Annotated in this window: 25 protein-coding genes; 14 read left to right on the top strand and 11 right to left on the bottom strand. The window is 69.5% G+C overall.

What is annotated here, in order from left to right; genetic code table 11:
• The first annotated feature begins 16 nt into the window (after positions 1-16).
• On the top strand, positions 17-1,054 hold the full coding sequence (locus tag ACZ6QO_RS12355) for a glycosyltransferase family 2 protein (RefSeq protein ID WP_465850170.1): 1,038 nt from the start codon (positions 17-19) through the stop codon (positions 1,052-1,054).
• Positions 1,055-1,291: 237 nt separating this feature from the next.
• Here the strand turns inward: ACZ6QO_RS12355 and ACZ6QO_RS12350 are convergent, their stop codons facing one another.
• Positions 1,292-2,698: an SDR family oxidoreductase gene (locus tag ACZ6QO_RS12350; RefSeq protein WP_465850128.1), complete on the bottom strand. Its 1,407-nt coding sequence runs from the start codon at positions 2,696-2,698 to the stop codon at positions 1,292-1,294.
• A 372-nt stretch (positions 2,699-3,070) separates the two neighbouring features.
• Between ACZ6QO_RS12350 and ACZ6QO_RS12345 the strand changes: the two genes are divergently transcribed.
• The 6 genes from ACZ6QO_RS12345 to ACZ6QO_RS12320 all read left to right on the top strand — a co-directional run bounded on the left by ACZ6QO_RS12345 (position 3,071) and on the right by ACZ6QO_RS12320 (position 9,542).
• Positions 3,071-5,002 (top strand): CDP-alcohol phosphatidyltransferase family protein, encoded by a 1,932-nt coding sequence (locus ACZ6QO_RS12345; RefSeq protein WP_465850126.1) that lies wholly within the window; start codon positions 3,071-3,073, stop codon positions 5,000-5,002.
• Between the two features lie 17 nt (positions 5,003-5,019).
• Positions 5,020-5,628, top strand: a complete 609-nt coding sequence (locus ACZ6QO_RS12340; protein ID WP_465850124.1) for a DUF5941 domain-containing protein — start codon at positions 5,020-5,022, stop codon at positions 5,626-5,628.
• A 119-nt stretch (positions 5,629-5,747) separates the two neighbouring features.
• Positions 5,748-6,482, top strand: a complete 735-nt coding sequence (locus ACZ6QO_RS12335) for a phosphocholine cytidylyltransferase family protein (RefSeq protein ID WP_465850123.1) — start codon at positions 5,748-5,750, stop codon at positions 6,480-6,482.
• A gap of 163 nt (positions 6,483-6,645) precedes the next feature.
• Positions 6,646-7,686 carry an iron-containing alcohol dehydrogenase family protein gene (locus ACZ6QO_RS12330; RefSeq protein ID WP_465850169.1) on the top strand — a complete coding sequence of 347 codons (1,041 nt, stop codon included), beginning with the start codon at positions 6,646-6,648 and terminating at the stop codon, positions 7,684-7,686.
• Positions 7,664-8,431, top strand: coding sequence for a CDP-alcohol phosphatidyltransferase family protein (locus ACZ6QO_RS12325; RefSeq protein WP_465850122.1), 768 nt, complete (start codon positions 7,664-7,666; stop codon positions 8,429-8,431). The genes ACZ6QO_RS12330 and ACZ6QO_RS12325 overlap by 23 nt, the downstream gene beginning before the upstream one ends.
• A gap of 211 nt (positions 8,432-8,642) precedes the next feature.
• Positions 8,643-9,542 (top strand): glycosyltransferase family 2 protein, encoded by a 900-nt coding sequence (locus ACZ6QO_RS12320; protein ID WP_465850120.1) that lies wholly within the window; start codon positions 8,643-8,645, stop codon positions 9,540-9,542.
• Positions 9,543-9,589: 47 nt separating this feature from the next.
• Here the strand turns inward: ACZ6QO_RS12320 and ACZ6QO_RS12315 are convergent, their stop codons facing one another.
• Positions 9,590-10,252: a class I SAM-dependent methyltransferase gene (locus tag ACZ6QO_RS12315; protein WP_465850118.1), complete on the bottom strand. Its 663-nt coding sequence runs from the start codon at positions 10,250-10,252 to the stop codon at positions 9,590-9,592.
• A 117-nt stretch (positions 10,253-10,369) separates the two neighbouring features.
• Here ACZ6QO_RS12315 and ACZ6QO_RS12310 point away from each other — a divergent pair, with 117 nt between their 5' ends.
• Together ACZ6QO_RS12310 and ACZ6QO_RS12305 are read left to right on the top strand one after the other, a co-directional pair.
• The gene (locus tag ACZ6QO_RS12310; protein ID WP_465850116.1) at positions 10,370-10,924 is read left to right on the top strand and encodes a TetR/AcrR family transcriptional regulator; all 555 of its coding nucleotides are present in this window, start codon (positions 10,370-10,372) and stop codon (positions 10,922-10,924) included.
• 1,049 nt (positions 10,925-11,973) lie between these two features.
• Entirely contained in the window at positions 11,974-12,840 is an 867-nt protein-coding gene (locus tag ACZ6QO_RS12305; RefSeq protein WP_465850114.1) for an alpha/beta fold hydrolase, read from the top strand.
• A gap of 79 nt (positions 12,841-12,919) precedes the next feature.
• Here the strand turns inward: ACZ6QO_RS12305 and ACZ6QO_RS12300 are convergent, their stop codons facing one another.
• From ACZ6QO_RS12300 to ACZ6QO_RS12285, 4 genes are all read right to left on the bottom strand, one after another.
• Positions 12,920-13,492, bottom strand: a complete 573-nt coding sequence (locus ACZ6QO_RS12300; RefSeq protein WP_465850113.1) for a GNAT family N-acetyltransferase — start codon at positions 13,490-13,492, stop codon at positions 12,920-12,922.
• Positions 13,493-13,627: 135 nt separating this feature from the next.
• Entirely contained in the window at positions 13,628-15,100 is a 1,473-nt protein-coding gene (locus ACZ6QO_RS12295; protein WP_465850167.1) for an ATP-binding protein, read from the bottom strand.
• A 47-nt stretch (positions 15,101-15,147) separates the two neighbouring features.
• Positions 15,148-16,362, bottom strand: a complete 1,215-nt coding sequence (locus ACZ6QO_RS12290) for an AAA family ATPase (RefSeq protein ID WP_465850111.1) — start codon at positions 16,360-16,362, stop codon at positions 15,148-15,150.
• A gap of 150 nt (positions 16,363-16,512) precedes the next feature.
• On the bottom strand, positions 16,513-17,016 hold the full coding sequence (locus ACZ6QO_RS12285) for an ATP-binding protein (protein ID WP_465850110.1): 504 nt from the start codon (positions 17,014-17,016) through the stop codon (positions 16,513-16,515).
• A 595-nt stretch (positions 17,017-17,611) separates the two neighbouring features.
• Between ACZ6QO_RS12285 and ACZ6QO_RS12280 the strand changes: the two genes are divergently transcribed.
• Both ACZ6QO_RS12280 and ACZ6QO_RS12275 read left to right on the top strand, forming a co-directional pair.
• Positions 17,612-18,469 (top strand): helix-turn-helix domain-containing protein, encoded by an 858-nt coding sequence (locus ACZ6QO_RS12280; protein WP_465850108.1) that lies wholly within the window; start codon positions 17,612-17,614, stop codon positions 18,467-18,469.
• Between the two features lie 2 nt (positions 18,470-18,471).
• The gene (locus tag ACZ6QO_RS12275; protein WP_465850106.1) at positions 18,472-18,672 is read left to right on the top strand and encodes a DUF397 domain-containing protein; all 201 of its coding nucleotides are present in this window, start codon (positions 18,472-18,474) and stop codon (positions 18,670-18,672) included.
• A gap of 19 nt (positions 18,673-18,691) precedes the next feature.
• On the opposite strand, the gene ACZ6QO_RS12270 is transcribed toward ACZ6QO_RS12275, so the two are convergent.
• From ACZ6QO_RS12270 to ACZ6QO_RS12255, 4 genes are all read right to left on the bottom strand, one after another.
• Positions 18,692-19,225 (bottom strand): hypothetical protein, encoded by a 534-nt coding sequence (locus ACZ6QO_RS12270; RefSeq protein ID WP_465850105.1) that lies wholly within the window; start codon positions 19,223-19,225, stop codon positions 18,692-18,694.
• Positions 19,226-19,233: 8 nt separating this feature from the next.
• Positions 19,234-21,117, bottom strand: a complete 1,884-nt coding sequence (locus ACZ6QO_RS12265; RefSeq protein ID WP_465850103.1) for an alpha/beta hydrolase — start codon at positions 21,115-21,117, stop codon at positions 19,234-19,236.
• Positions 21,118-21,340: 223 nt separating this feature from the next.
• Positions 21,341-21,925, bottom strand: coding sequence for a DUF1707 SHOCT-like domain-containing protein (locus tag ACZ6QO_RS12260; RefSeq protein WP_465850102.1), 585 nt, complete (start codon positions 21,923-21,925; stop codon positions 21,341-21,343).
• Between the two features lie 273 nt (positions 21,926-22,198).
• The gene (locus ACZ6QO_RS12255) at positions 22,199-22,414 is read right to left on the bottom strand and encodes a hypothetical protein (RefSeq protein ID WP_465850100.1); all 216 of its coding nucleotides are present in this window, start codon (positions 22,412-22,414) and stop codon (positions 22,199-22,201) included.
• A gap of 529 nt (positions 22,415-22,943) precedes the next feature.
• Here ACZ6QO_RS12255 and ACZ6QO_RS12250 point away from each other — a divergent pair.
• The 3 genes from ACZ6QO_RS12250 (at position 22,944) to ACZ6QO_RS12240 (ending at position 24,980) form a co-directional block, all read left to right on the top strand.
• A complete protein-coding gene (locus tag ACZ6QO_RS12250; RefSeq protein ID WP_465850098.1) occupies positions 22,944-23,516 on the top strand; it encodes a TetR/AcrR family transcriptional regulator in 573 nt (190 codons plus the stop codon).
• Between the two features lie 65 nt (positions 23,517-23,581).
• The gene (locus ACZ6QO_RS12245) at positions 23,582-24,418 is read left to right on the top strand and encodes an alpha/beta fold hydrolase (protein ID WP_465850097.1); all 837 of its coding nucleotides are present in this window, start codon (positions 23,582-23,584) and stop codon (positions 24,416-24,418) included.
• Entirely contained in the window at positions 24,411-24,980 is a 570-nt protein-coding gene (locus ACZ6QO_RS12240; protein ID WP_465850096.1) for a TetR/AcrR family transcriptional regulator, read from the top strand. Before ACZ6QO_RS12245 ends, ACZ6QO_RS12240 begins: the two co-directional genes overlap by 8 nt.
• Positions 24,981-25,046: 66 nt before the next feature.
• Here the strand turns inward: ACZ6QO_RS12240 and ACZ6QO_RS12235 are convergent.
• Positions 25,047-25,477, bottom strand: a 431-nt coding sequence (locus ACZ6QO_RS12235) for a tetratricopeptide repeat protein (protein WP_465850094.1), incomplete at its 5' end; no start/stop codon positions are given.

The raw sequence follows: 25,477 nt of genomic DNA, 5'->3' as shown, positions 1-25,477 counted from the left end.
TAGCGTGAGCGCCGCCATGAAGGAGTTCCCCGACTCGCCCCGAACCGGCCAGACCACTCGCGTCTGGCCGCCGATCTCGGTCATCATGCCGGTGCTCAACGAAGAGCGGCACCTGCGCGAGGCCGTCCGGCAGGTTCTCGCCCAACGTTACGACGGTCCCATCGAGGTCGTCCTCGCCATCGGCCCGTCCCATGACCGCACGCAGGAGGTCGCCGACGCCCTCGCGGCGGAGGACCCACGCGTGACGGTCGTGCCCAACCCCACCGGCCGCACGCCGAACGCGCTCAACGCCGCGATCGGGGCGTCCCGCAACGGGATCATCGCCCGGGTCGACGGGCACGCCATGCTCCCGGAGGACTACCTCCAGGTCGCGGTCGAGACGCTCGAGAGCACCGGCGCCGACAACGTCGGCGGCATCATGGCCGCCGAGGGCGTCACGCCGTTCGAGCAGGCCGTGGCCTGCGCCATGACCTCCAAGATCGGCGTGGGCAACGCGCGGTTCCACACCGGAGGCCAGGCGGGCCCGGCCGACACCGTCTACCTCGGCGTCTTCCGCCGCGAGGCGCTCGAACGCGTCGGCGGCTACGACGAGCACTTCCAGCGCGCCCAAGACTGGGAGATGAACCACCGCATCCGCGAGACCGGCGGCCTCGTGTGGTTCCAGCCGCGCATGCGCGTCACCTACCGGCCGCGGCCCAGCGTCAAGGCCCTGGCCAAGCAGTACTTCCACTACGGGCGCTGGCGGCGGGTCGTGGCCCGCACCCACGAGGGCACGATCAACCTCCGCTACCTGGCGCCGCCGCTGGCGGTGGCGGCGATGCTGCTCGGGGTGCTCCTGTCGCCGTTCTACTGGCCAACCCTGCTGATCCCCGGCGCGTACCTGGCGGCCATCCTCGCCGGCTCCGCGGCCACCGGCCGGGGCCTTCCCCCCGCCGCCCTGGCCCGTCTGCCACTGGTGTACGCCACCATGCACCTCTCCTGGGGCTGGGGCTTCCTGACCAGCCCCCCCAGCCTAGGCAAACCCCCCCACCCCACCACCGCCCCCTCCCTGTAAAGACCACCCCGCCGACCGGCGTGACCTCCACGCCGGTCGCCGGGGTTCTCAGGAGAGACCGGACACCGGTGCAGCGTCCACGCTGGTCCCCGATGCGATGACCGCTGCCCTCCGCCGTGGTGCTTCCTTCCGCCCGCCCGTTGGAGTCCTCCCATCGGCGCCGGGTCGGCGGGATGGTGGACGGCGGATGTCGGCGCCGTTCTACGGCGGGGACCCGGCGCACCTTCCGTCATCGCGCTAGGAGGACGGCGAGGGCCTGACCACGAGGCCGGTCAGGTCGGAGGCGAGCAGGTCGATGAAGGTCTGGGCGGCCACGCGCGGCGGCGCGGGACGGTCGCCGGAGGCAGGGGAGGGGAAAACGTTCGCTGTTTCCAGGTTCACGCAGTTGACGCGCACCTCGTGCTCGGCCCATTCCTCGGCGAGGGCCTGGGTGAGGCTCACCACGGCGGCTCGGGCCGAGGAGTCCAGGGCGTGACCCGCCCGTCCCGGTGAGGTGGCGAGCAGCAACTGCCCACCCGTCTCGCGAAGGTGCCGCAGGGCCGCCCAGGCGACGTTGTACGGGCCCAGGTAGCTCACCCCGGCGACCTCCGCCACGGCCCGGTCGTCGGCCTCGCCCGGCCGGTCCGCGCCGAGCGGCTCGTCCGCTCTGCCCGTGCTGACCGTTTCGGGGACGGTCACGACGTAGTCGATGTGGCCGCTCTCCTTGGCCGCTCGGTCGAGGGCTTCGGACACCGAGACGGGGTCCTCGACGCGGACGCCGTTCCGGCCGCGCGAGAAGGAGTGGACGCTCGCGCCGTACCCGGCCGCCAGAGCCGCGACCTCCGAGCCCAGGCCGCGACGACCGCCGTCGCCGCCATCGTCGCCGTCGCCGTGGTGGAAGATCACTAGTGTTCTGCCGGAGAGGGCGCGGCGGCACGCGTCCGGGCCGGGGGAGGCGGGAGCGGCGCCGCCGAAGAGTTCAAAGAGCTTCTCCGCGATGTGGACGTCGACGCGATGCGTCACCTTCATGTTGTGCTCGCTGCCCGGCACGATGCGGATGGGGACGTCCGGGAGGTATCTCAGCACCACGCCGCAGTCGTCGGTGGCCGGCCGCCGCTCGAACTCCGGGTCGGCGAAGGCGCGCTCGTACGCCTGCCTGATCACCGAGAGCCGGAAGCACTGCGGGGTCTGGCTGCGCCGCAGCCGCGAACGGTCGGGGACGTCCTGGATGACCTCCCCGTGCGGGCCGGGCGCGGCCACCAGCATCGTGTCGGACGACGGGATCGCGACGTCGACGGCCACGTGGGTCCTGAGCGCCTCGACGCAGTCGGAGATGATGCGCGGCTCCAGCAGCGGGCGCACCGCGTCGTGCAGGAGCACGTCGCACTCCTCGGCCCCGAGCGCCTTCAGCGCCCGCCAGGTCGACTCGGGCCGGCTCGCCCCGCCCTCCACGACCTTGCTCACCTTGCGGAAGCCGCCCCGCCGGACGATCTCCTCGGCGACGGCGACGTGACCGGGGGCCATGAGGACGATGACCTCGTCGATCTCCGGGGCGCGGTCGAAGACGGCGAGCGTGTGCTCGATGATCGTCCGACCGGCGATCTTGAGCAGCTGCTTGGGCGTGTTCAGTCCGACGCGCTGCCCGATACCCCCGGCGAGAACCACCCCGACCGTCCGCAGCCGTGGCTCCGGCTGGGCTGGTGACGGACCAGGTTGCTGTGCGGCCAAAGTACGACGTCCTCCTCGGATGCTCCCTACCGCCCGACCCTACTGACCCGTACCCGGGTCCCACACCGGATGCTCCTCTCCTTGAGCCGGCCGACCGCAGGTGGGCGGGGATGGCCTGGCTTGTCCGATGCCTGACCGATGGTGGGGGTTGGTCACGTTGCGTGACCGAATGTTGATCACCTCTGGGGGTTTCCCAGAGGTTGTGACCAGCGGCTCGCCGGGGCGACAGGGGCGATGGGATTGCAAGTCCCGTGACGGCTCGGTTACTTTGCGGGGTGGACCATCCTCGGTCGCGGAAGGAGACCCCGGTTGCCTGAATCCGCGTACCCACCCCCCGTCAGGCCGCCGAGCAGGCGCCCGGCCACGTCCGCGCGCGGTCCGGGGGAGCCGTCCGCGAGGAAGGCGCCGCCGGCCGTCGCCGTGGTCCTCGCCACCACCGCGGGGTCCCGGCTGGCCTGCGCGGAGGGCACGCTGGTCGATCGGCTCGCCGACCAGCTCCTCACTCTCGAAGTGACGACCGTGCACGTCGTCACCAGGGCCGCCGTCAGCCAGGCCCTGTCGACCCGGACGACCGCGAGCGCCCCGGTGCCGGAGTACGCGGGTGACCCGGTGCCGGGGTCCGCGAGTGACCCGGTGCCGGGGTCCGCGGGTGACCCGGTGCCGGGCTCCGCGAGCGACCCGATGGCGGAGTACGTGCGCGGTCCCGTGACCGCGAGCGCGGGTGACGTCGTGCGCAGCTCGGGGTTGACCGGCGATCTTCGGGCGGTGGCGGCCGTCGCGCGGGCGGGCGCGGGCCCGGTGGCCGTGTTCACGGGTGACCTCGTCGCGCACACCGAGGCGCTCGCCCTGCTGCTCGCCGACCCGGCGCGGGGCACCGGCGCGCTGATCGCCCCCCAGCATGATCTCCCGACCCGCGTCGGCACGTCGCTCTCCTCGCTCTCCTCGCCCTCGTCGTCTCCGCCGTCTCCGCCGGTCCCGCCGCCCCTGCCGCTCGCGCCGGTGCGCGCCGAGCGGGGACGGGTGGTCGCGGCGGGCAACTCCTTCCACACCGTGTCGGAGCCGAACGCCCGCTTCCGGGGTGTGCTGCACGTGGGCGAGGCCGACCTGGCGTGCTTCGCCGAGGTGGCGGAAGAGCTGGCCAACCTCGCGGGCGACCGCCGTCTCGGCGACGCCGGCGACGCCGAGGTGACCGAACTGCTCCTGGCCGGGCTGGTCAGAGTCGGTGTGGCCGTACGGGCCGTGCCACTGGGGCGGCTGCACTGCGAGAGGGTGGCCGGGCAGAGGGACGCCGACGCCGCGATCGCCGGGCTGGCCGATGTCGACGAGGACCGCGCCCGCCTGGCCGCCGCCGTCAAGTCCGACGACGGTTTCGTCGCGACGTTCCTGGTGAGCTCCTGGTCGGGGCACGTCGTCCGGGCGGCCGCGCGGCTGGGGCTCACCCCGAACGCGGTGACCGGCCTGTCGGTGGGCCTGGCGGGCCTGGCGGCCGTGGCCTTCTCGGCCGGGCAGCGGCGGGCGCAACTGGCCGGCGCCGTGCTGCTCTATCTGTCGTTCGTCCTTGACTGCGTGGACGGGCAGCTGGCCCGCTACAGCCGGGCGTTCTCGCCGCTGGGGGCCTGGCTGGACGCCACGTTCGACCGCGTCAAGGAGTACGTCGTCTACGTCGGCCTGGCGGTCGGGTACGCCGGCGCCGTGGACGGGGGCGTCACGGGGCCGGGCGGCATCTGGGCCCTCGCGGTGGCCGCCATGCTGGTCCAGGCCATCCGCCACATGATCGACTTCTCCTACGCCGGGGCCCGGGCGGACGCCGCGGGCGTTGACCCCATCTGGGAGCGTCCAGGGAACTCCGGCTCGCTCGACCTGCCGGTTCCGTTCAGGCGCGACCCTCCCGGCGCCCCGTCCTCCACGGCGGCCGGGCGGACGGCGACGGGGACGGCAGCGGCGATGGCGGTGGCGGGGTCAGGGGCGGGGGCGGGGTCGGCGACCATGGCCGCGTCCGGGCCCGTGGTGCGGCGGGGTGGCTGGGGAGGGCTGGTGGTGCGGCTGTCCGCGCGGCTCGACAGGCACACCGCGTCCCGCTGGCTGAAGAAGATCGTCGTCCTGCCGATCGGTGAGCGGATGGTCCTGATCGCGGTGACCGCGGGCCTGTTCAACGCGCACGTCACCTTCCTGGCGCTGCTGGCGTGGGGCGGGCTCGCGGCGCTCTACACGCTGACCGGCCGGATCGCGAGGTCTCTTTGAGCATGACCAAGGTGCACATGACGAGGGTCCCGCGCAGTTCGGTGGTGACCTACCGGGACGACGGCGTCCTCGCCCGCGGCATGGGCGTGCTCGTCGCCGGCCAGCTCCCGCCGCTGCCGCCCGCGCTGGCGGGGGCGTTCGTGACCGGTGTGATGCTGTTCCTCGGCGTCGCGGGCGCCGACGGGCCGGCGGTCTTCGCGCCCGCCGTGGCGCTGATGCTGGCCGGTCCCGGCAGCTCGCATCCGCATGACGGGCGGCTCGACTGGCTGGTCCCGCCCATCCTGCGCCTCACCGAGTACGGGTTCGTGGCCTGCGTGGGCTTCGCGTGGGGCGTGCCGCGGGTGCTGGTGTACGCCGTGCTCGGCGCGATGCTGTTCCACCACTACGACGTGGTCTACCGTTACCGCCAGCACGTCTACCCGCCGCCGTGGCTGGCCTCGGCGGGGCTTGGCTGGGAGGGGCGGATGCTGCTGGTGGCCTTCGGAGCCCTGCTCGGCATCGTCACGCCGGTGTTCGCGCTGCTGGCGCTCTACCTGTCGGCGCTGTTCTGCTGGGAGAGCGTCACCTGCTGGCTGGCCGCGCCGCGCTCCGGGGTCGAGGCCGCCGACCTGGGCGGCCAGGACTGACACCGGCATTGCCAACGTTTGGTCGTGTAACGGAATAGGCGAACTCCGGATTACACGATCACCACCCGCAGGCAACTAACCTTTGGCCTACGGATTCTGGCTTCATTGAGGAGTGCACGTTGCTGGGAATGGTACTGGCCGCCGGGGCCGGACGACGGCTGCGGCCGTACACCGACACGCTGCCCAAGGCGCTCGTGCCGGTCGACGGGGACACCACGATCCTGGACATCGCTCTGCGGAACCTCGCAGCGGTGGGCCTGAAGGACGTCGTGGTCATCGTCGGCTACGCGGCGCAGGCGGTCCACGACCGCAAGGCCGAGCTCGAGCGGCGGCATGACGTGAAGCTCACCCTCGTGCACAACGACAAGGCCGAGGAGTGGAACAACGCCTACTCCCTGTGGTGCGCGCGCGACCACTTCGCCGAGGGCGCCCTGCTGGTGAACGGCGACACCGTCCACCCCGTCTCGGTCGAGCACACGCTGCTGTCCGCCCCCGTGACCAGCGACATCCTGCTCGCCGTCGACGATGTGAAGTCGCTCGCCGACGAAGAGATGAAGGTCACCCTGGACGAGCAGGGCCACCTGCGGCGCATCACCAAGCTGATGGACCCCGCCGACGCCTTCGGCGAGTACATCGGCGCCACGCTCATCCGGCCAGGGGCCGCGGCCCGCCTCGCCGACGCGCTGAAGGCCACCTTCGAGCGCGACCCCCAGCAGTACTACGAGGACGGGTACGGCGAGATGGTCGCCCGGGGCGAGAAGATCGCCGTCGCGCCCATCGGCAAGGTCGACTGGGTGGAAGTGGACAACCACGACGACCTCGCCCGGGCCAGGGAGATCGCGTGCACCTACTAGCCGAGCCGCCGGCGGTCGCCCGGCCGCCGGCCTGTGAGGCGGCGACGGCCCATGAGCGGGCGATGGCCTGTGCGCGGGCGATGGCCTGTGCGCGGGCGATGGCCTGTGCGCGGGCGACGGGGCCGGCGAGAGGGCGGGAGCGCGAATGCCGCTGCTAGCACGGATGCTCATGGCGCCTTTGACCATGGACGTCCGCCGGGGCGCGGTCGCCGAGCTCGGCGCGCTGCTCGCCGACAGCCGGGTGGCTACCTCCGGGCGGGTCGCCGTCGCCGTCGGCGCGGGGCAGGGCGCCCACATCTCCGGGCTGATCGCGTCGACGCTGTGCGACGCCGAGGTCTTCCGGGTCCCCGACGGCTCGGTGGACGCCGCCGTGTCGCTCGGCGCCGACCTGCGCAAGGGCGCCTACGAGGCCGTGGTCGGCATCGGCGGCGGCAAGACCATCGACGTGACCAAGTACGCCGCGTCCCTGGCGGGCATCCCGATGGTCGCCGTCGCCACGAACCTCTCCCACGACGGCATCTGCTCGCCGGTCTCCTCGCTGGAGCACGACAGCGGCAAGGGGTCGTTCGGCGTCCCGATGCCGCTGGCGATCCTCGTCGACCTCGACTTCGTCCACGGCGCGCCACCGGCGCTCGTGCGGTCGGGCGTCGGCGACGTGATCAGCAACCTGTCCGCCATCGAAGACTGGCAGCTCGGCAACGTCGAACGCGGCGAGCCCATCGACGGCCTGGCCGTCTCCATGGCCCGCACCAGCGCGGAGGCCGTGCTCGGGCGCGGCGACTCGGTCGAGTCCGACGCGTTTCTCACCGTCCTTGCCGAGTCGCTGATCCTGTCGGGCATGTCCATGGTCGTGGCCGGGTCCTCGCGTCCCAGCAGCGGTGGAGATCATGAGATCCTTCATGCCGTGGACCAGCTCTACCCAGGCACCTCCAACCACGGCGAGCTCGCCGGTGTCGGAGCGGCCTTCTGCTTCTTCCTGCGGGAGGACGAGCACCGGCTGTCGCAGGTCACCGGTTGCCTGCGCCATCACGGACTGCCGGTGAGCCCTGCCGATGTCGGCCTCACGGTCGAGCAGTTCACCGCCGCGGTGATGCTCGCGCCGTCGACCCGTCCCGGGCGGTACACGATCCTTGAGCACCTGCGCCTGTCCGAGGCAGAGGTGCACGACCGGGTGGAGGAATATGTCCGGGCCGTCGGTCATTGAGCTGCGCGCGGTCGCGCAGCCTCAGACCACCATGCAACGCAACTCGGGCGAGCACTGGGCCGGCGCCCTCTACATGCGCAAGCTCTCGATCTACGTGACGTGGGCGCTGGCCCGCACGCCGATCTCCCCCAACCAGGTCACCGGCCTCATGATCGTGGCCGGGCTGCTGGCCGGGGTCGTGCTGGCGCTGCCGGGCCTGTGGGCGGCGATCGCGGCGGCCGTGCTCATCCAGATCTACCTGCTGCTCGACTGCTCCGACGGCGAGCTGGCCAGGTGGACGCACCGCACGTCGATCACCGGCGTGTACCTCGACCGGGTGGGCCACTACTTCGCCGAGGCGGCCCTGCTCATCGGGCTGGGCTTCCGGGCCTCCGAGACGCTGCCCGACTGGTACACCGTGCTCGGGTTCGCCGCCGCCCTCGGCGCGATCCTGATCAAGTCCGAGACCGACCTGGTGGACGTCGCCCGCGCCCGCTCGGGCCTGGCCGCCACCACGGAGGCCGCGGCCGAGCACTTCCAGTCCCGCCGGCTCGGCGCGGCCCGCAAGATCGCGGCGGCGCTGCGGTTCCACCGGGTGATCCAGGCCGTCGAACTGTCGATCATCGCGGTGCTCGCCGCCCTCTGGGACGCGATCGCGGGCGGCCTGACGGCCACCCAGGTGCTCACCGTGGCCTGCGTCGTGTTCGCCGTGCTGCAGACCGTTCTGCACCTCGTCAGCATCCTGGCGTCCAGGCGGCTGGCGTGATGTGAGGCGGGGCCGTTCGCGCGAGATGACAACGTGTCGGAACCGGCGGCGGCCCCACGGCGTCGTATCTCTCAAGAGCCGTCACCAGACTCGCCGCCGCAGTTTGGCGGGGGTTCGCTGACAGTTCCGATACGCTTATTTCGCAGTACCCGGCGACACCTAAGACGACCCGCTCACACAGACTCGGTGAACATGACTCAATGCGTTCTCCATGCGTCGAGGCGATGACGCGTTGAAGATCTCGTGTGTCATTCTCACCATGGGCAACCGGGTCGCCGAGCTTGACCGGGCCGTCGAGTCCGCGTTGACGCAGACCGACGGCGACGTCGAGGTCATCGTCGTGGGCAACGGCGCCGACGTGCCGCATCTCGCCGAGGTGCCGCAGCACGGTGCGGCCACCGTGCGCACCGTCCGCATCCCGCACAACGTCGGCATCCCCGAGGGGCGCAACCACGGCGTCCGCGAGTGCACCGGCGATGTCGTGCTGTTCCTCGACGACGACGGCTGGTACGCCGACGACAAGGTGGCCGCCCACGTCCGCGAGCGCTTCGCCGCCGAGCCCGACCTCGCGGTGATCTCCTTCCGGGTCATGGACCCCGACGGCGGCGTCGGCCAGCGGCGCCACGTCCCCCGGCTCCGCGCCGGCGACCCGCAGCGCTCCTCGCCGGTGACCACCTTCCTCGGCGGCGCCTGCGCCATCAGGCGTTCGGCGTTCCTGCAGGTCGGTGGGCTTCCGGGCCGGTTCTTCTACGCGCACGAAGAGACCGACCTGGCCTGGCGCCTGCTCGGCGAGGGCTACCGCATCGAGTACGACGCGGACGCCGTCATGTACCACCCGCAGGTGCCGCCGACGCGCCATGCCGACTTCTACCGGCTGAACGCGCGCAACCGGGTCTGGCTGGCCCGCCGCAACCTCCCCTGGCCGCTCGCGGTCCTCTACCTGCTCGACTGGATGCTGCTGACGCTGCTGCGCGAGCGGTCCTCCGTGGCGATCAGGTCATGGTTCCGCGGCTTCAAGGAGGGCCTGCGCGAGCCGGCCGGCGAGCGCCGCCCCATGTCGTGGGGCACCGCCTGGCGCATGCTCCGCCTCGGCCGCCCGCCCATCGTCTGACCCGCCCATCGTTTCGCCTCGCGCCGGCGCCCCCGGTGTCCGGCGGCTCAGCCGTCCGCTTCCTCCGGCCGCACCGCGCGCACGTGGTACTGCATGAACGGCAGGTCCCCCTGCGACTCGACCCGGAAGCCGGCGTCGGGGATGAGAGTGCCGAGCAGCTCGGCGGGGCCGTGCCGCATCGCCGGGCCCGTCAACAGGCCCATCAGATGCCCGGCCACATGACCCGTCGGCGGGCGGAACTCGGCGATGAGCAGCCGCCCTCCCGGCCGCAGCACGCGGAACATCTGCCGTAGCGCCTCCGCTCTGGCCGAGGCAGGGATGTGGTGGACGGCGAAGCTGGACACGACCAGGTCGAACGTGCCGTCCGGGAACGGCAGGTCCTGCCCTTCACCTACGACGTAGTCGCAGTTGCCCGGAGCCCGGCGGCGCGCGTAGTCGACCATGGCGGGGGAGGCGTCGAGGCCGGTGACGTGCCCGCTGAGGCCGACGACCGGCGCCAGCACCCGGCTCAGATACCCGGTGCCGCAGCCGACGTCCAGGACGCGGTCACCCGCCCTCGGCTTGGCCAGCGTCGCCAGCCGGGTGAACACGGCACGGCGCCCGCCGAGAAAGCCGATCGTGACGAAGAACTCGTAGGCGCGTGGACGGTCGATGGTGCCGCCCGCGTCGGCGTGCTCGGCGTGGTCGTGCAGCAGTTTCCCCAGGCCCATGGTCGTCCTTCCTTCATTTCCGAACGATCTGTTCAGTAATGAATGGTGCGTTCACTAGGGTGGTGGAGTCAACGAGCAGATCGGCCACGCTGTGCCGTACCGAACAGGAGCCGGAAAGTGTCCGAAGACAGACGGGTCCGGCGCACCCGGCGCGCCGTCCAGGAGGCGCTCGTCGCGCTCATCCTGGACAAGGGCTACGACGCCGTGACGGTCACCGACATCATCGACCGCGCCGACATCGGACGCTCCACGTTCTACGCCCACTTCACCGACAAGCAGGACGTGCTGTTCAGCAACGTCGAGCAGCTCGACTTCCTCCATCCCGCACCGGCGGCCCGCTCAGAGAAGCTCTTCTCGTTCAGCCTGCCGATGTTCGAACACGCCCTGGAACAGCGACGCCTCGTACGGGCCCTGCTCGGAAGACGTGGCGGCGGCCCGATCGCGGCGCGCGGCGAGCAACTGCTGAGCGCCATCGTCCGGGACGAGCTCATCGCCGCAGGCGTCCGGCCGTCGCCGTCACTCGATCTGCTCGTCATCTGCGTGGTCGGCGCCTTCATGGCACTGCTCCGCGCCTGGCTGGACGGCGAGGTCACCGCCACCCCCGCCGAACTCGACGCCGCCTTCCGCGCCGCCACCCTCCCCGCCGTCCACGCCGCCCTGGGGCGTGTGTGATCGCGCAAGCCCGCAGACGTCCTGACGTCCGTGCGCCGGCCCGCTCGGCTGCCGCTGCGCCGTGACCGCACGGCTGAGACCGACGGTCACGGCCACGAGCAGCATGAGAGGCGTCCACTCGAGGTCGCGCGCCTCGTACGGGAGGAAGTGCAACAGCGCGATCTGAGCCGGCGTCGCGACGGCGACGGCGAACGGGATCAGCAGGAGCCGCCGCTCGGCCCGGCCGGCGCCCCGCAGGCGAACGGCCAGCGAGGCGAGCACGACCACCAGAGCCATGGCCACCAGGGCCAGCGCGGTCCACTGCAGCAACTGAGCCTGCCCTGGCGGCAGGCTCAGCGGATTGCCGCCCGCGCCGCCGTCGCTGCGCGGCCAGCTGTAGGTCGCGACCGCGGCCGACGCCGTGACCACCGCGGCCACGGCGATCCCCATGGCGGTCCGCCACCGCACGCGGCCGTCCGGATACAGGGCCATGGCGATCAGCAGGATCAGCAGCACCTGAGGCACCCACAGCCAGTACGTCAGCCACTGGTCGTACCCGACGGCGAGGCCGTCGGTCTCAGGGAACGGAGGCCCGATCAGCTTCCAGAGCCAGAGCACCGGTTCGACCGATCCCAGCACCCCGCTGATGAGGAGGACCAGCCCGATCCGCCGAGTCGCGGCCCGTCCGGCCAGCCATCCGCCCGCGGCGAGAGCGGTCACGGTGAGCGCGGTCGCGCTCGTCACGTCTGTCGCACCGCCCTTGGAGATGGAGAACGCGTGATGGACGACGGTCGCGGCGACGGCCCCGCCGACGATGGTCCAGACCGCGATCCGCACGACACGCTCCTCCACCACCGTTCGGGGGACACCGCCACCCCCGGCCCCACGCCACCATGCCGTGCCATGGCTCGACCGGGCAAGGACCATTTCCACCTCCGCACCCATGCGGCTGCGCGCGATCCGCTCTGCCGGTACGGGGCCGCCCACGGATGAGTTTCGGTCGTCAGTTCTCAGGCGCCAGGGGCATAGGATTCGATAAATTGTTCGATGTGAAAGGGGTGTACACCGATATGACGACGCGAATCCTCGAAACTCCCGAGGTCGACCTCGCCTACGACGTCCACGGCCCGCTGCCGACCGCCGACGGACGCCCACCGCTGATGATGATCGGCCAGCCGATGGACGCCAGCGGCTTCAGGGCGTTGACCTCGCAGCTCGCCGACCGCACCGTGGTGACCTACGACCCGCGCGGCATCGGCCGCAGCACCCGCAAGGACGGCCGCACCGACTTCGTGCCCACGATCCAGGCCGCCGACGTGCACGCCGTCATCGAGGCGCTCGGCGCGGGCCCGGTCGAGATGTTCGCGAGCAGCGGCGGTGCGGTGACCGCGCTCGCCCTCGTGGCGGCGTACCCCGACGACGTGACCACCCTGGTGGCGCACGAGCCGCCGCTCATCCCAGTGCTCTCCGACGCCCCGGCCGCCGAGCGTGCCCGGGCCGGCGTCCGGGACGCGTACGAGGCCAAGGGCTGGGGCGCCGGCATGGCGGCCTTCATGGCGATGACCTCGTGGCGGGGCGAGTACACCGACGACTACTTCGCCCAGCCCGCACCTGATCCCGCCGCGTTCGGGATGCCGGCCGAGGACGACGGCTCCCGTGACAATCCGCTGCTCTCCGACCTGTCGTGGGCGGTCAGCAGCTACCGTCCCGACGTCGACGCGCTCGCCGCGGCGCCGACTCGTGTCGTGATCGCGGTGGGCGAGGAATCCCTGGACACCTTCACCGCCCGCACCGCGGTGGCGACCGCCGAGCTGCTCGGCCAGGAGGCGACGGTCTTCCCGAGCCACCACGGCGGCTTCCTCGGCGGCGAGTTCGGCTACGCAGGCCAGCCCGAGGCCTTCGCCCGCAAACTACGCGAGGTCCTCGACGCCGGCTGATGGTCGAACGCTGCTGCGGGCGTGCCTGGACGACGGGCGTGACTAAGAGCTCCTGACACAATGGGGTGGTGCGGAGCTCTTAGCAGGCTGGAATCGGCGCGGCCGATGGCTGCCACTCTCGCCTGATCAACCCGAACACCCACGAGTCGGACACCTCACCGTTTACGATGCAGTCTTCGCGCAACGTCCCTTCGCGTACGAATCCGATCTTCTCCAAAACCCGGGCAGATGCCACGTTGCGCGTATCGGTTTCGGCCTGCACACGATTCAGGTCCAGTGTGTCGAACGCCCACCGCAGCAACGCGTGCGCGGCCTCCGTCGCGAAGCCGTGGCCCCACATCGCCTCATCGAGGCAGTAGCCCAGTGACGCACTGCGATAGTCCGGGTTCCATCTGGTCAGACCGCACCAGCCGACGAAGGCCCCGTCAGAGACACGGTCGATGGCCACCCGCGCCCCGGTGCCTTCGTCCGCCATCTTCCGGCACATCATGATGAAACGCTCGGCGCGGGCCCGTTCGGTCCACGGCGGGGTGTCCCAGTAGCGCATCACGTAGGTGCTGCTATGCAGGGCGTAGAGGGCGTCCGCGTCGGCGTCGGTGAAGGGGCGCAGTCGCAGGCGAGCGGTGTGCAGCATGGGGGTGGCCAGAGTCACGCGCCTTATCTTGCGTCCTCAGGGGGCGGGTGGACCACCGAATATCGACCTCGGTCCGTCCCTCACGACTAAGGGCCTGCAACACAATGATCAGGTGGCCCTGACCATCGCCGCCCTCACGGCGACGCCCGACGGTCATCCGGCGGTGTACAGCATGGGGATGTCCACGAGGAGCACGCCGGCATCGCGGCGGGCCTCGGCGCGGAGGTCCTCACTGAAGCCGGCGCCGCTGTAGCAGGCGAGCACCGTGTTCGCGGTCTCATACCCCTTGGCCGCCAGCAGGTCGCGGGCCCTGCGCAGCCGGCCGAGGTGCCGTAGGTCCATGACCTTGTCCCACTTGGCCTCGCCCAAGGACTTGATCACGCGCGGTTCGCCCGGATACGGCACGCCGAGCGCGACGATGTCCACGTCGATCTGCGCCTTGTCGCCCGGGTCGGCCACCGTCCCGGCGACGACCTCGCCGATGCCGCCCTCGCCGAAGTGGTGCCGCCCGTAGCGCAGGACGTACTCCCGGCAGAGGCTCTCGAAATGCGGGCCCATGACCTTGGACAGGAAGCGCTGCCGTGACCGTGCCCAGACCTCCTCGGCCAGGCCGAGACTGAGGTCGGTCCATTCGGGGCGCATGATCGCCTGGTAGAAGGTGATCAGCGGCTCGGCGATGCGGTAGCGCGTGCGTCCGGTCCTGAAGGCGTCCTTCTCCTTGACGAGCAGGCCGCAGTCTTCCAGGACGCTGAGCGGGTGAGCGATGTCCGCCGACTTCTTCCCGATGTAACCCGCGATGCCGCCCCAGGTCTGGTTGCCCTCGGCGACGGCCGCCAGTACCGAGTGGTACAGGGCGGGATCCCGGATGGCCGGCTCCTCGGCCAGCAGGTACCGCCCTTCACGGAACAGGGACGTCCGCCGGTTGAGCACCGTGCGCACCACCCACGCGTCGAAATCCCCCGGCGAAGCGGGGCGGTCGCCCGCCACGAACTCGTCCCGGTAGGCGGGAGTGCCACCGACGATCGCATGGACCATCGCGGCCAGCCGCGGATCCGACACCTCCCAGAAGTCGGCCGCCTCGCGGTACGGCAGCGACTGTACGAGGAGTTCCAGACGTGCACGCCCGCGCAGCGGCGCCTGCCCGGCCAGGACCTTGCCCATGACCGACAGCGCCGAGCCGCAGATGAGGACGCGCGCGTTGCTGCTGCCGCCATGGGTGCGCCCGCGAAGGTCGATCTCCTGCTTGAGGATGGACGGGATGGCGAGGTTGGCCTTCATCAGGTACGGGAACTCGTCGATGACCAGCGGCATCGGACGGTCCTTGGGCAGCGAGAAGAAGAAGGTGAGCGCGTCGCGCCAGTCGGCGAACGGATACCCCACCGGCGAGCCGGTGTGCCGGGCGAGCGCCATGCCGAACAGGCGCAGCAACTCGACGTCCGTCCCTTCGGTCGCCTCGAAGTAGAAGCCCCCCAGCGCTTCGACCAGCGACCGCAGCAGGAAGGTCTTCCCCTGCCGCCGTCGGCCGCTGACCACGCCGAACGCCACCTCGGCCTGAGTGCCGGTGGCGAACTCGCTCAGCGCCTCCCACTCCCACTCCCGCCCGAACACATGCCCCGGCTTCTCCACCAAGAGTCATCACCTCGACACTGAAGTACAGTCCACTGAACTGTACTTCAGTGGCCGCCAGTCAGGGCGGCGTTGGTCGGTTCAGGCAGCACACGGTTCGACTCCGTCGCCTCCGGTTGGAGTTGGCCGCCGCGCATGAGTTCACCGAGGGTGGTCCGCCTGTCCTGGAGAAGGCGCCGGCCGACCTCGTCGATCTCACCGATCAGCGTGATCCCTTCGGTCATCGTCACCACCCGGACACAGGTCGGATCGACATCATCCCGATCCAGCAGGTCAGCACTCTGCGTGGTGATCAGAATCTGCACCCGCTCGCTCGCCTCGGTCAGCGCGTCGAACAAGGCGCCGGCGGCGGCCGGATGGAGGGCGGTCTCGGGTTCCTCGATCGCCACCATCTTCGCCCGCCCGTCCATTACGGCGGGCTGGAACAGCGCGGCGAGCACCCCTGCCGCGTGTAGCGTGCCGACCGAGATGGCCTCGGGGCCGAACGGTCGCCCCCCGGCGCGGGTGCGCAACTCCACGGTGGAGTACTTGTCGATCACCCGCTCGTCCATGCCCAGGGCGTCCGGGACGATCGCCTTGAGATAGTCGTCGAGGCGAGACTTGAATATGGGATACCTGTATGAGAGCTCCCCGAGGACGGGGCCGATGTACTGCCCTGAGTAGCCGACTTTTCCGACCCGCTGAACTGGATGGAGTCGTCGCATCTCATCGATGTCGAGATGGTGGAAGAGCATGTCCCGGAGGTCGTGGTAGGCGTCGCTGAAGTCCTCGTGGGTGGCGGCCAGCGGCAGATAGAGACGATCTCGCTCGATGCCTCCACCGCCGAGAACAAGCCCGTCCACCATGTCGAACCGGATCTCGCTTGCCGGGGAATCGTCCGGCTCATGACGGATGACGCAGTGCTCCTCCTTGATCACCAATGGCCGGCGTCCGGTGGAGTCCCGGCCGATGGTGAACGTGTACTCCACCAACGACGGCTTTCCTGCCGCCTCGATGGTGAAGTCCAGGTGAATGGTGAACTCGTCCGCGGCGTCGGGCGCCTGCCTGAGCACCTCACCCAGACCACCACGTTTGGCCACCGCATCGGTCGGCGTCGTGTTCAGCGCGTCCGCCACGAACCGGAGCGCGTCCACGAAGTTGCTCTTCCCTACGCCATTCGGGCCCAGCAGGACCAGCAGCGGGGCGAAGACGACCTCGCAGCCGGCGATGCTCTTGTAGTTCGTCACCCGCACCCGCCGCAGGAACGGTACCGTCTGCCCCATCACACTCCCTGCGCCGTCATCACATCGATCTGTCCGGTCGCCGTCGACGTGATCTCGAATACTACGGTCGTTGGTGCTCGGCCAAGGGATGACCGGGGACTACAGCCTGCCGCACGTCGTAGCGGACATGCCGGTGCCGGGCCGTAGTCGTCAGCGGTGGTGGCCGTTGCCGGTGACCGGGGGTGGCGAGGTCGGGTCCAGGGATGTGCGGGGGCGAGGAATCATGCTCTCGGCGGTGCTGCCTCGCGGAGGGGTGGGACGGGTCTTCCAGCGGGCCCATACCGTCTTGCCTGGGCCGTCGGCCAGGGGGATGACGCCGAAGTCGCCGGCCAGCGCGGCCACGATCGGCAGCCCGCGCCCGTGGTCGGCGTCGAGCCCCAGGTCGAGCTGGCGGGGTGTCCCCGGGCCGTGATCGGTGACCCGCACGCTCAGCTCTGCGGCCGTTGACCACAGGGAGAGCCTGATCGGGGGCGCGCCGTGGGATATGGCGTTCCCGAGCAGTTCCCCGACGACCAGCACCACGTCGTCCGCGAGGTGGGCGAGGTTCCATGCGGCGAGCATCTCGCCCGCCATGTGCCGCGCCCTGCCGACCGCCGCCAACTCGTGCGGCAGGTCCCAGCTGACGGTGCGAAGCCCGTCCGGTGTTTCGATCATCGAGGCTCCTAGGGGAGAGAGCGCGGTGAGTTTCGGTGTCCGGCTGGAGGTCAATGGCGGCCGAGGGACCTCGGCCTCGGACGCGGTGCCGCCGAAGGCCGACGAGATCACTTCGGCCTCCCGCATGAGGTCGCGCAGTTCATCGGCCGACCGCGCGTCCACGATCAGCGGCCCAGGCGCCGCCCACGTCGCAACGGCATAGAACCGACGACTCCCCACCCCGTACCAAACAGCCCATGTCGGCTCCAACTGATCCACATGCTCAGCGGTGGCACGTTCGGCGGCGTCCCAGTGGCAAGGCATAACCCGCCGTTCAGAGCTTCCACGTCGGTGCTGCCCCTTCGTCCTGTCTGCCGTCATGTAGCCGTTCCTTGAGGTGAGCGCCATGGTTCTCGACACTCGCCGGATCAATGTGGCTGATCAGGACATGTCGAAAATCGTGACTTGCTGACTACGTACTGTCACTGGCCACACATCCTGGCGTTTGCGATGCCAACTTTCAAGGCCGAAGTGCAACTGGCCGGATTCGGCCAATCACTCACCGTGCATGACGATGATGCGTAGGCTCTGCCACTGATCGCGAAGGAGGCATCACATGGCAGGTAGTCCCACCGTCAAACGGCGACGTCTCAGTGCCGAGCTCATCCGGCTCCGCGAACAGGCCGGCCTGACCCATGACGACGTCTGTAAGCGTCTGGAGTGGTCGCGCGGGCGTCTGACCCATATGGAGCAGAACAAGTGGACTCGACCGGACGTCAGCAACGTCCGACTCCTCCTTGATCTTTACGGTGTCACCGACGGCGATGTTCGGGAGGCCGTGTTGAACCTGGCCCGGCAGTCGAGGGAGAAAGGCTGGTGGCAGAGCTACAAGGACATTTTCCGGGGTAGTCTGCCCGGTTTCGAGGCGGATGCCACGCAGCTGCGAACATACGAGATAGCGTTCGTGCCCGGATTGCTGCAGACGGCCGGTTACGCGCGAGCCATCTTCCGGGCCGGCCAGGTGCTCGAAGAGGACGAAGGTGCGGTGCACCGTCGCGTTGAGGGCCGATTGGCTCGCCAGAGGATCTTGGCCAGGGAGGATCCACCCCAGCTATGGGCGGTTATCGATGAGGCGGCTCTGCTGAAGCTGGTGGGCGGCGCCGATGTCATGGCCGAGCAGCTCAAGCACATCATGCAGATGGCGAAACTCCCAAATATCACGATTCAGGTACTTCCGAACTCGGCCGGTGCGCATGTGGCGATGGCCTGTGGTTTCGTCATCCTGGACTTCGCGGGAGACCTCGATCCGTCCATCGTCTACATGGAGACCCCGACTGATTCGCTCTTCCTGGAAAGACCGGAGGAGGTGCAGGCATATACGCTGATTCATAACCGCGTCTTGGCTGCGGCGTTGACGGCGGAAGAGTCGGTCGCCTACGTCGCATCGCTGATCGCTCGTCTACAACGGGAGTAGAGATGGATCACCCCTCGCTGACCCCCACTTGGCGCAAGAGCAGCTACAGCGGCCAGCAGGAGAACTGCCTTGAGGTGGCCACGGTGCCTAGCGGTCGCCGGATAGTTCGGGACAGCAAGAATCCGGATGGCCCCATGGTGCGCATTGATCGCGGCGGATGGCAGGCGTTCGTCGCCGGAGTCAGGCGCGGCGAGTTCGGCTGAGCTGGGTCCGCAGTAGACGCTAAGAGGTCTGAGAGGTGGGCTCTGGCGTACCTTTCGGCCAGATGCATGGGGAGGTGGCTCCCAGTGCCAGTACATCATTGTCGGCATGGTCCAGTGACAGGCTGAAATCATCGGGTCGAGAGTGGCCGGATATGACTGTGCCGCTCTCGGAGACTCCCTCGACGGCGTGGCCTTGTTGCTCCCAGTACGCCCTTACCTGTCTCGCCACGTCGACGAGCCGATCTTTGGGGATGTCCTGCAGGTAGTAGGTGCGGCTGACCATGATGTGTCCCCCCGAGCCGTCATCCGCCTGGTCATCGCAATGATCCACGGCGAGACTGGGCCGGTACAGTTCCAGCCTCGGCTTCGGATCGATCGCCTTCACCGTGCCGTCGATAAGCTGTTCCACGCGAGACAACGCCTGCGCCTGGGTCATGGTGGGACCGGTCACATCTGAGCCCCCTGTAGCGGTCGGTCCATCCACGATTTCTCCTCGGCCGCAGCCCGCGGTGAGTGCGATGACGCCAATGGCGATGAGGACCAGTCGTCTCATCTGACCTCCTACTTTCCCATGGGCAAGGGGGATGGAAGCGGACGCGGTGACGGGTTCCCAGAGTGTTCCGCAGGCGCTGACGGCATGGTCGGCTCGGGCATGGGAGGGCTCGGTAACGGCGTGGGTGAGGGGGTGGGCATCGGAAAGGGGATCAGTCTGTCGAATTGGCCGTTGACCAGGGAGGCGATATTTCTGAGAGAGGCTGATTGGTAACCTGTCGATTGATCGATATCCCAGTAACTCGAATGCCCCTTGAAAGTGTACGGGGGATCTTGGGTGCCCTCGGCGTAGAACTGCTTGGCTCCGAACAGGGGACTGCTCGGATCGGTACCGAAGGGCCCGGTGCCCACCACGATTCCCGCTTTCGTGGTGCTGACGTGGCCGATATCGCCTACCGGATCGTTCGGTGCCTCTCCCACCCACACCTGGTCGACGTGAAGTTGCTTGGCTTGCAATACCCCGACTCCGGGACTGCCCACGAAGATCACCTGGTCGGCGAAGTTCCCAGGACGGAGACGGGCGGCCATGCCGGTGACGAGTGATCCATAACTGTGTCCCAGGACGGTCAGCCTGACGCCGGAGCCCGGCTGGTGCGTAGCGTGGAGTCCGTCAGTAAAGGCGGCCAACTGTGGCGCTCCTGCTGCCGCGGCTTTCGGCAGAGCCACTGAGTGATCCCAGTCCTTCACGGTCGCTTCCCATTGGGGAGCCTCGTACCCGAGCCAGACCATGGAGGCGACGTTCTTGCCGATGGCGGTCAGGCCAGCTTGTCTCCATAGTCGGTCCGCGCGCTTCGCGTCGCCCAGGATGCCGCCGAGGGTGCTGCCCGTTCCGGGGACATAGGAGACGATGTTGTCGGCCTTGTCCGGATCTCCAAAGGAAATCGCCGTCTTACCCAGGCCGCCGAGCTCCAGGGCGATCAAATAGGCAGGAGGACGCCCCTCTTGTCCTCCAAGCTGCAAACTCGCCTTCACGGCCTTGATCTGGTCGAGTTTCAGTTGGAGTTGTTTGATCTCGTCGCCTGCTGTGCCGAGGGCGGTGAGGCGGGCGAGATCGGCTGTGATCGCTTTCTCCTGGGTGGCTAGGTGGGTGCGGTTGGCTTGGTCGCGGACCGTTGCGGGGACGCCATTCAGGTTGCCCAACAGGTCGGGGGACGCGGTGATGAGCCGGTCCTGAGTGGTCTTGCTGAGTTGCCGCCACCATACGTTCACCCGGGCGGCCAGCGAGGGGTCTTCGGCGGTCTGCTGGAGGGCGAGCAGCGATTTGAGCGCGGTGGTGTCGCCGGTGGCCGCGGCGGACAGCAGTTTGCCCGCTCCGCTGGGGTCCGACGCGTGGGCGCCGAAGAGGCCGAACGCGGCCATCGCCCGGGTGGCCATGCCGGCGTCCTGCTCCTTCTGAAGCATGGCCAGGCGTGATCGCAGGTCGCGGGACTGCTCTTCCGCCCAGGTGCCGGTGCTCGTGACCTGGTGGCCGGCCTGGGCGGGAAGGCAGAGGGCCGACAACTCGGCGTCGAGCCGCCGGCCGGCGAGGGGGAGGTTCTGGCCTGCCTGACGGAGGTCGGAGACCATGCGAGTCATGGCGTTGACGTTCATGCCGGCGAAGTCGCCGTGCCCGGCGGCGCTGAGGGTGCTGATCGAGGTCGTGAACGAGGGGTAGGTCGCCTGGCCGCCCTCCTGGCGGATGCGGTCGACGATGCCGTGGGCCGCGGCCTCGAACGCGCGTTGCAAGGCGGTGCGTTGTCCCGAAAGGGCCTTGGCGAACGCCGGTGCGCCTCCGCCCACCCAGGCGCTGGCGGACATGCAGCGGACGCACGAGTCCAGCGCCGAGGCGTTCTCCTCGGCCAGCCGTACGACCCGCGACAAGACGCCTTGAAGTTCGGTAACCCCCGTCGCCACAGCGAGTCAGCATCACATGACCGGCCGACTTAAGACAAGATCTTGTGCTTAATCGATAGAAGGGCCAAATGTCGGATTGATGATTATGGCAGCGCCGATTTCTGTTCCCGTTCGCGTTCGGCCGGTGCCGCTGTGGCGGAGAGGCGGTCCACGGCGAGGAGGGCCAGCCATAGCCAGTGAAGTGGTGGGAGGGTGCCGCGAAAGGGGCGGCGGTGGTGAAGGGTTACCACTTCCAGTGGACGAGGTGGCGTTGGGTGCGGACGATGAGGCTGCCGAGGCGTTGTTTGCCGCGTACCACGAAGTGGAGTCCGTCTCCCGCGATGGGGGAGGTGGTCACCTTCCGCACTCGTGAGCTGCCCGCGACAAGCTCGACGTTGTCGATGTCCACCGTGGCGCCGCGCGGCAGCACCAGCGTGGTGGAGCCGGCGACCACGTCGAGGTGGATCTCCACGACCCGATGCGAGATGAGGGCGTCGGTGAAGTCGAGCTTCACCGACCCCGCCTTGGCCGTCACCAGGAGCTGCCGGGGCACGATCCATCGGCCGCGCCGTTTCAGGGCGGCCGCCGTCGTGCGCAGCTCGGCCCGTTCCTGTGGCGGCATCGAGAGCGGAGCCCCTGGCAGGTCCGCGAGGAACGGCTCGGCCTCGCCGAACGTGCGCGCCGCGAGCACGCCGCTCAGGCGCTGCTCGAACTCTTCCTGGGTCAGCCGGCCTTCGCCCGCCGCCGCCTGCAGTCTCTCGGCGACCCGCTCCCGGTCGGCGTCGGACATGCGCCACTCAGGGGACCGCGGTGCCAGCTCTCCACTCACCCTCCGACTTTAGACAATCACCCCTGAAAATAGGGGATATCGGTCAAGATCGAGCCGTCGACATGGGGAGGACAAGCCATCTCGACGAACGGCCGCGGCCGGCTCCGGCCGCGCCATCACCCAGGGCCGGCGTACGCCTACCCGCTGGGCGCCGGGTCGGCTTGGGCGAGGACGCGCCGCTGTGTCCGGAGTGCATACGCGAGCAGTTCGTTCCGGTATTCGTCGCGCTGATGTACTCGCCGCGCTGATCGAGTCGGAAGGGCTCCGGGGGGCTTACTCGGAGGCGCGGCTTGTGACCTTCTTGTGTTCGGCGCCCAGGAATGCGAGCACGGCCAGGGCAACGAGTGTCGCGCCGAGGGCGGTGACATAGCACCACGGGGCTGGCAGGTAGTTGGCCGCCGTCAACAGGTTGGGCGCCTTGTCGGTGAACAGGCGGAAGACGATCGCCGCCGGCCCCTCCCACACGCCTAAGGCGAACACGAGAAGCATCGCCAACCGGTACCAGGCCTCGTTTATTTCGCCTCCGCCATCATCTCATCGAGTTACGGTACAACTGTATCCATGGCTTTGCAGGTAAGCCGCTCGATGTGCTGGCTGTTTTGGTTTTTCGTCACACATTAGCCAGAAGATCGCGATGGGGAGCGTGATGAAAAGAGCGTCGGGCTGTCAGGTGTGCGGCGCGTCGTTGCCGACGGCGACGCTGGGCCGTCCGCCCGCGTACTGCTCGCGGGCGTGCCAGGCCAAGGCGTACCGGAGGCGGAAGAATCCACCCCGCCCCCGCTCACCAGAGGGCTCGGCGGCCGCCGAGCCGGGAGCCGCTTCGGGTGCCGGTCAGGGGGCCGGTCCGGCCGCCGATCCGGACGCCGACGCACGTCCGGATTCGGATGCGCATGCGCGTCTGTATGCGCGTTCGAGTTCGGGTGCGGGGTCGGAGGCCCGATTGGACGCCCGCTCGGACGCGGATGCGAGTCCCGGTTCGGGTGCGGGTTCGGGCGCCGGCTCGCAGGTGCGCCGCAGGATGGCCGAGGCGCTCTGGCGTATCGCCGCCGAGCGTGGGCTGCACGCGGCGAGCATGCGTGAGATCGCCGCGGAGGCGGGTGTCTCGCTGCGCGCCGTCCAGTACCGGTTCCAGAGCAAGCATCGACTGCTGGTCGCCGCGCTGCAGTTGCTGCACGAGGACAACGAGCGCCGGGTCGCCGCCCGGCTGACGGGACCGGACGCCCCGGTGGCGCCTCGCGACGTGCTGCGGGCCATCCTGGCCGAGCTCCTGCCGTTGGACGAGCCGCGACGCATGGTGCTGCGCGTGTACGAGGCGTACTACGCGCGCAGTCTCGCCGACCCCGCGCTCGCCGCCGTCTTCCTGCACGGCACCCACCCTCTGGAGAGCCTCATCGCCGAGGTCATCGCGAAGGCGCGGCGCGCGGGGATGGTGCCGCCCGGCGTCCATCCGCGTCACGAGGCGAACCTGCTGGTCTCGGGCGTCACCGGGCTGGGCGTGGAGGTTCTTCACGGCCGCTATGGCGTCGCGGAGGTGTGGCGGGTCATCGACTACCACCTTGACCGGATCTTCAACGGTGCGAGCGGGAGTTGACGGCATCGGCTAATGGCCTTAGCTTTAAAGCTAACAAGATTAGCTGAGCTGATTCGGAGGGCACCATGACCGAGTTCCTGGAGACCGAGGGCGGGCGGCTGGCCTACGACGTGTCGGGGGAGGGGCCGCTGGTCGTGCTGGCGCACGGCATGGGAGACGGCCGGGAGGCGTACCGCCTGCTGGCACCCCGCCTGGTCGCCGCCGGCTACCGAGTCGCCAAGGCCGACCTGCGCGGCCACGGAGAGTCGACCACCGGATGGCCCTCCTACACCCGCACCGACGTCGCCGGCGATCTGCTCGCGCTGATCCGTCACCTGGGCGGACCGGCGATCGTGGTCGGGCACTCCTTCGCCGGTGGCGCGGCCACCATCGCCGCCGCCCTGGAACCCGAGCTGGTCAGCGCGGTCGTCGAGATCGGCCCGTTCACCCGGGCGCAGAAGCTCGACCTCGGGGGCATGCTGCGCAACGGGCGGCACCGCAGAGGCATGATGCTGCTGCTGGCCGCCGGAGTGTTGCGCAGCGTGAAGTTCTGGCGGCGCTACCTCGACCACGCCTACCCCGGCGCCCGCCCTGTCGACTACGACGCGTACATGACGGCGCTGGCCACCGCGCTGCGCCGGCCGGGCCGGATGGCCGTGGTCGGCAAGATGGGCATGTCCGCGCCGACCGACGCGGGCGCCCAGCTTCCGAACCTGCGGGTGCCCGCCCTGGTCGTCATGGGGACGCTCGACCCCGACTGGGCGAGCCCGCGAGCCGAGGCGGACGGCGTCGTCGCCGAGATGCCGGCCGGTCGCGGCAGTGTCGTGATGATCGAGGGCGCCGGTCACTACCCGCACGCGCAGTTCCCCGCCGAGGTCGCCGAGGCCATGCTGCGTTTCCTGAAGGACGACGTCCGTGGCTAGGGCGGGGCTCTCGCCGGGCGCGGTTGTCGACCTCGCGCTCGCCGTCATCGACGAGGACGGCCCGGCCGCGGTCACCCTGGCCGCGGTGGCCGGGCGCGCGGGCGTCGCCACACCGTCCCTGTACAAGCACGTGCGCAATCTCGCCGAGCTCAACGAGTTGGTGTCCGTGCGGGTCATGAACGAGCTGGCGGACCGGTTGCGCGAGGCGCTGCTCGGCCGGTCCGGCGACCAGGCCCTGCGCGCCTTCATGGACGCCTACCGCGGCTACGTCGTCGCCAACCCGGGCCGGTACGCCGCGATGATCCAGACCGCGCCGCCCGAGGACGGCGAACGCGCCAAGGCGAGCGAGGCGCTGGTCGGCATCGTCCTCGCCGCGCTCCGCGCGTACGGGCTGGAGGGAGCGGACGCCATCCACGCGACGAGATGCCTGCGCGCAGCCGCCCACGGCTTCGCCATCCTTGAGTCCGCGGGCGGTTTCGGCCTCCCGGTCGACCTGGACGACACCTACGACCTGCTCTTCAAGATGATCATCTCCGGCCTGCCGAAGCCGGCCGCGAGCTAGGCCGTCGAACCGGTCCCGATGGGCGAACGTCGTCTCGATGACGTGACCTGTGGGGGCTGCTAAAGATCATCCGCCAGCTTGATCCAACCATGCGAGAACGGTGTCGACGCTTCCCGCATCCAGATGTTCCTCAAGAAGACCGCGAAAACGCTCACCTCCCACCTTCGCCCGCTGCCGCTTCAGCCATTGCAGACACATGGAAATCTGCGGCGCCTGAAGCTCGGCGAAAATGACCAAACCGCGCACCGTATACGCGACCGCCTCATCAGCCCGGCCTGTCTCGGTGTACAAGACTCCGATCTGTGCGAGCGATATGGCCATGCCCGCTGGGTTGCCCAGTTCCTCCTCGATGGTCAGTGATTTGCGGTACCACTCCAGTGCCTGGTCGTACTCACCACGGTCCTGGGCGATCGTGCCGAGTGCATGGTAGCTGGAGGCCATGCCCGCCCGGTTGCCCAGTTCTTCCTCGATGGTCAGTGATTTGCGGTACCACTTCA

This window comes from Sphaerisporangium sp. NPDC049457 (assembly GCF_055586705.1).
Note: the sequence above shows the minus strand (reverse complement) of the source record. Positions and strands in the feature narration are given on the sequence as shown.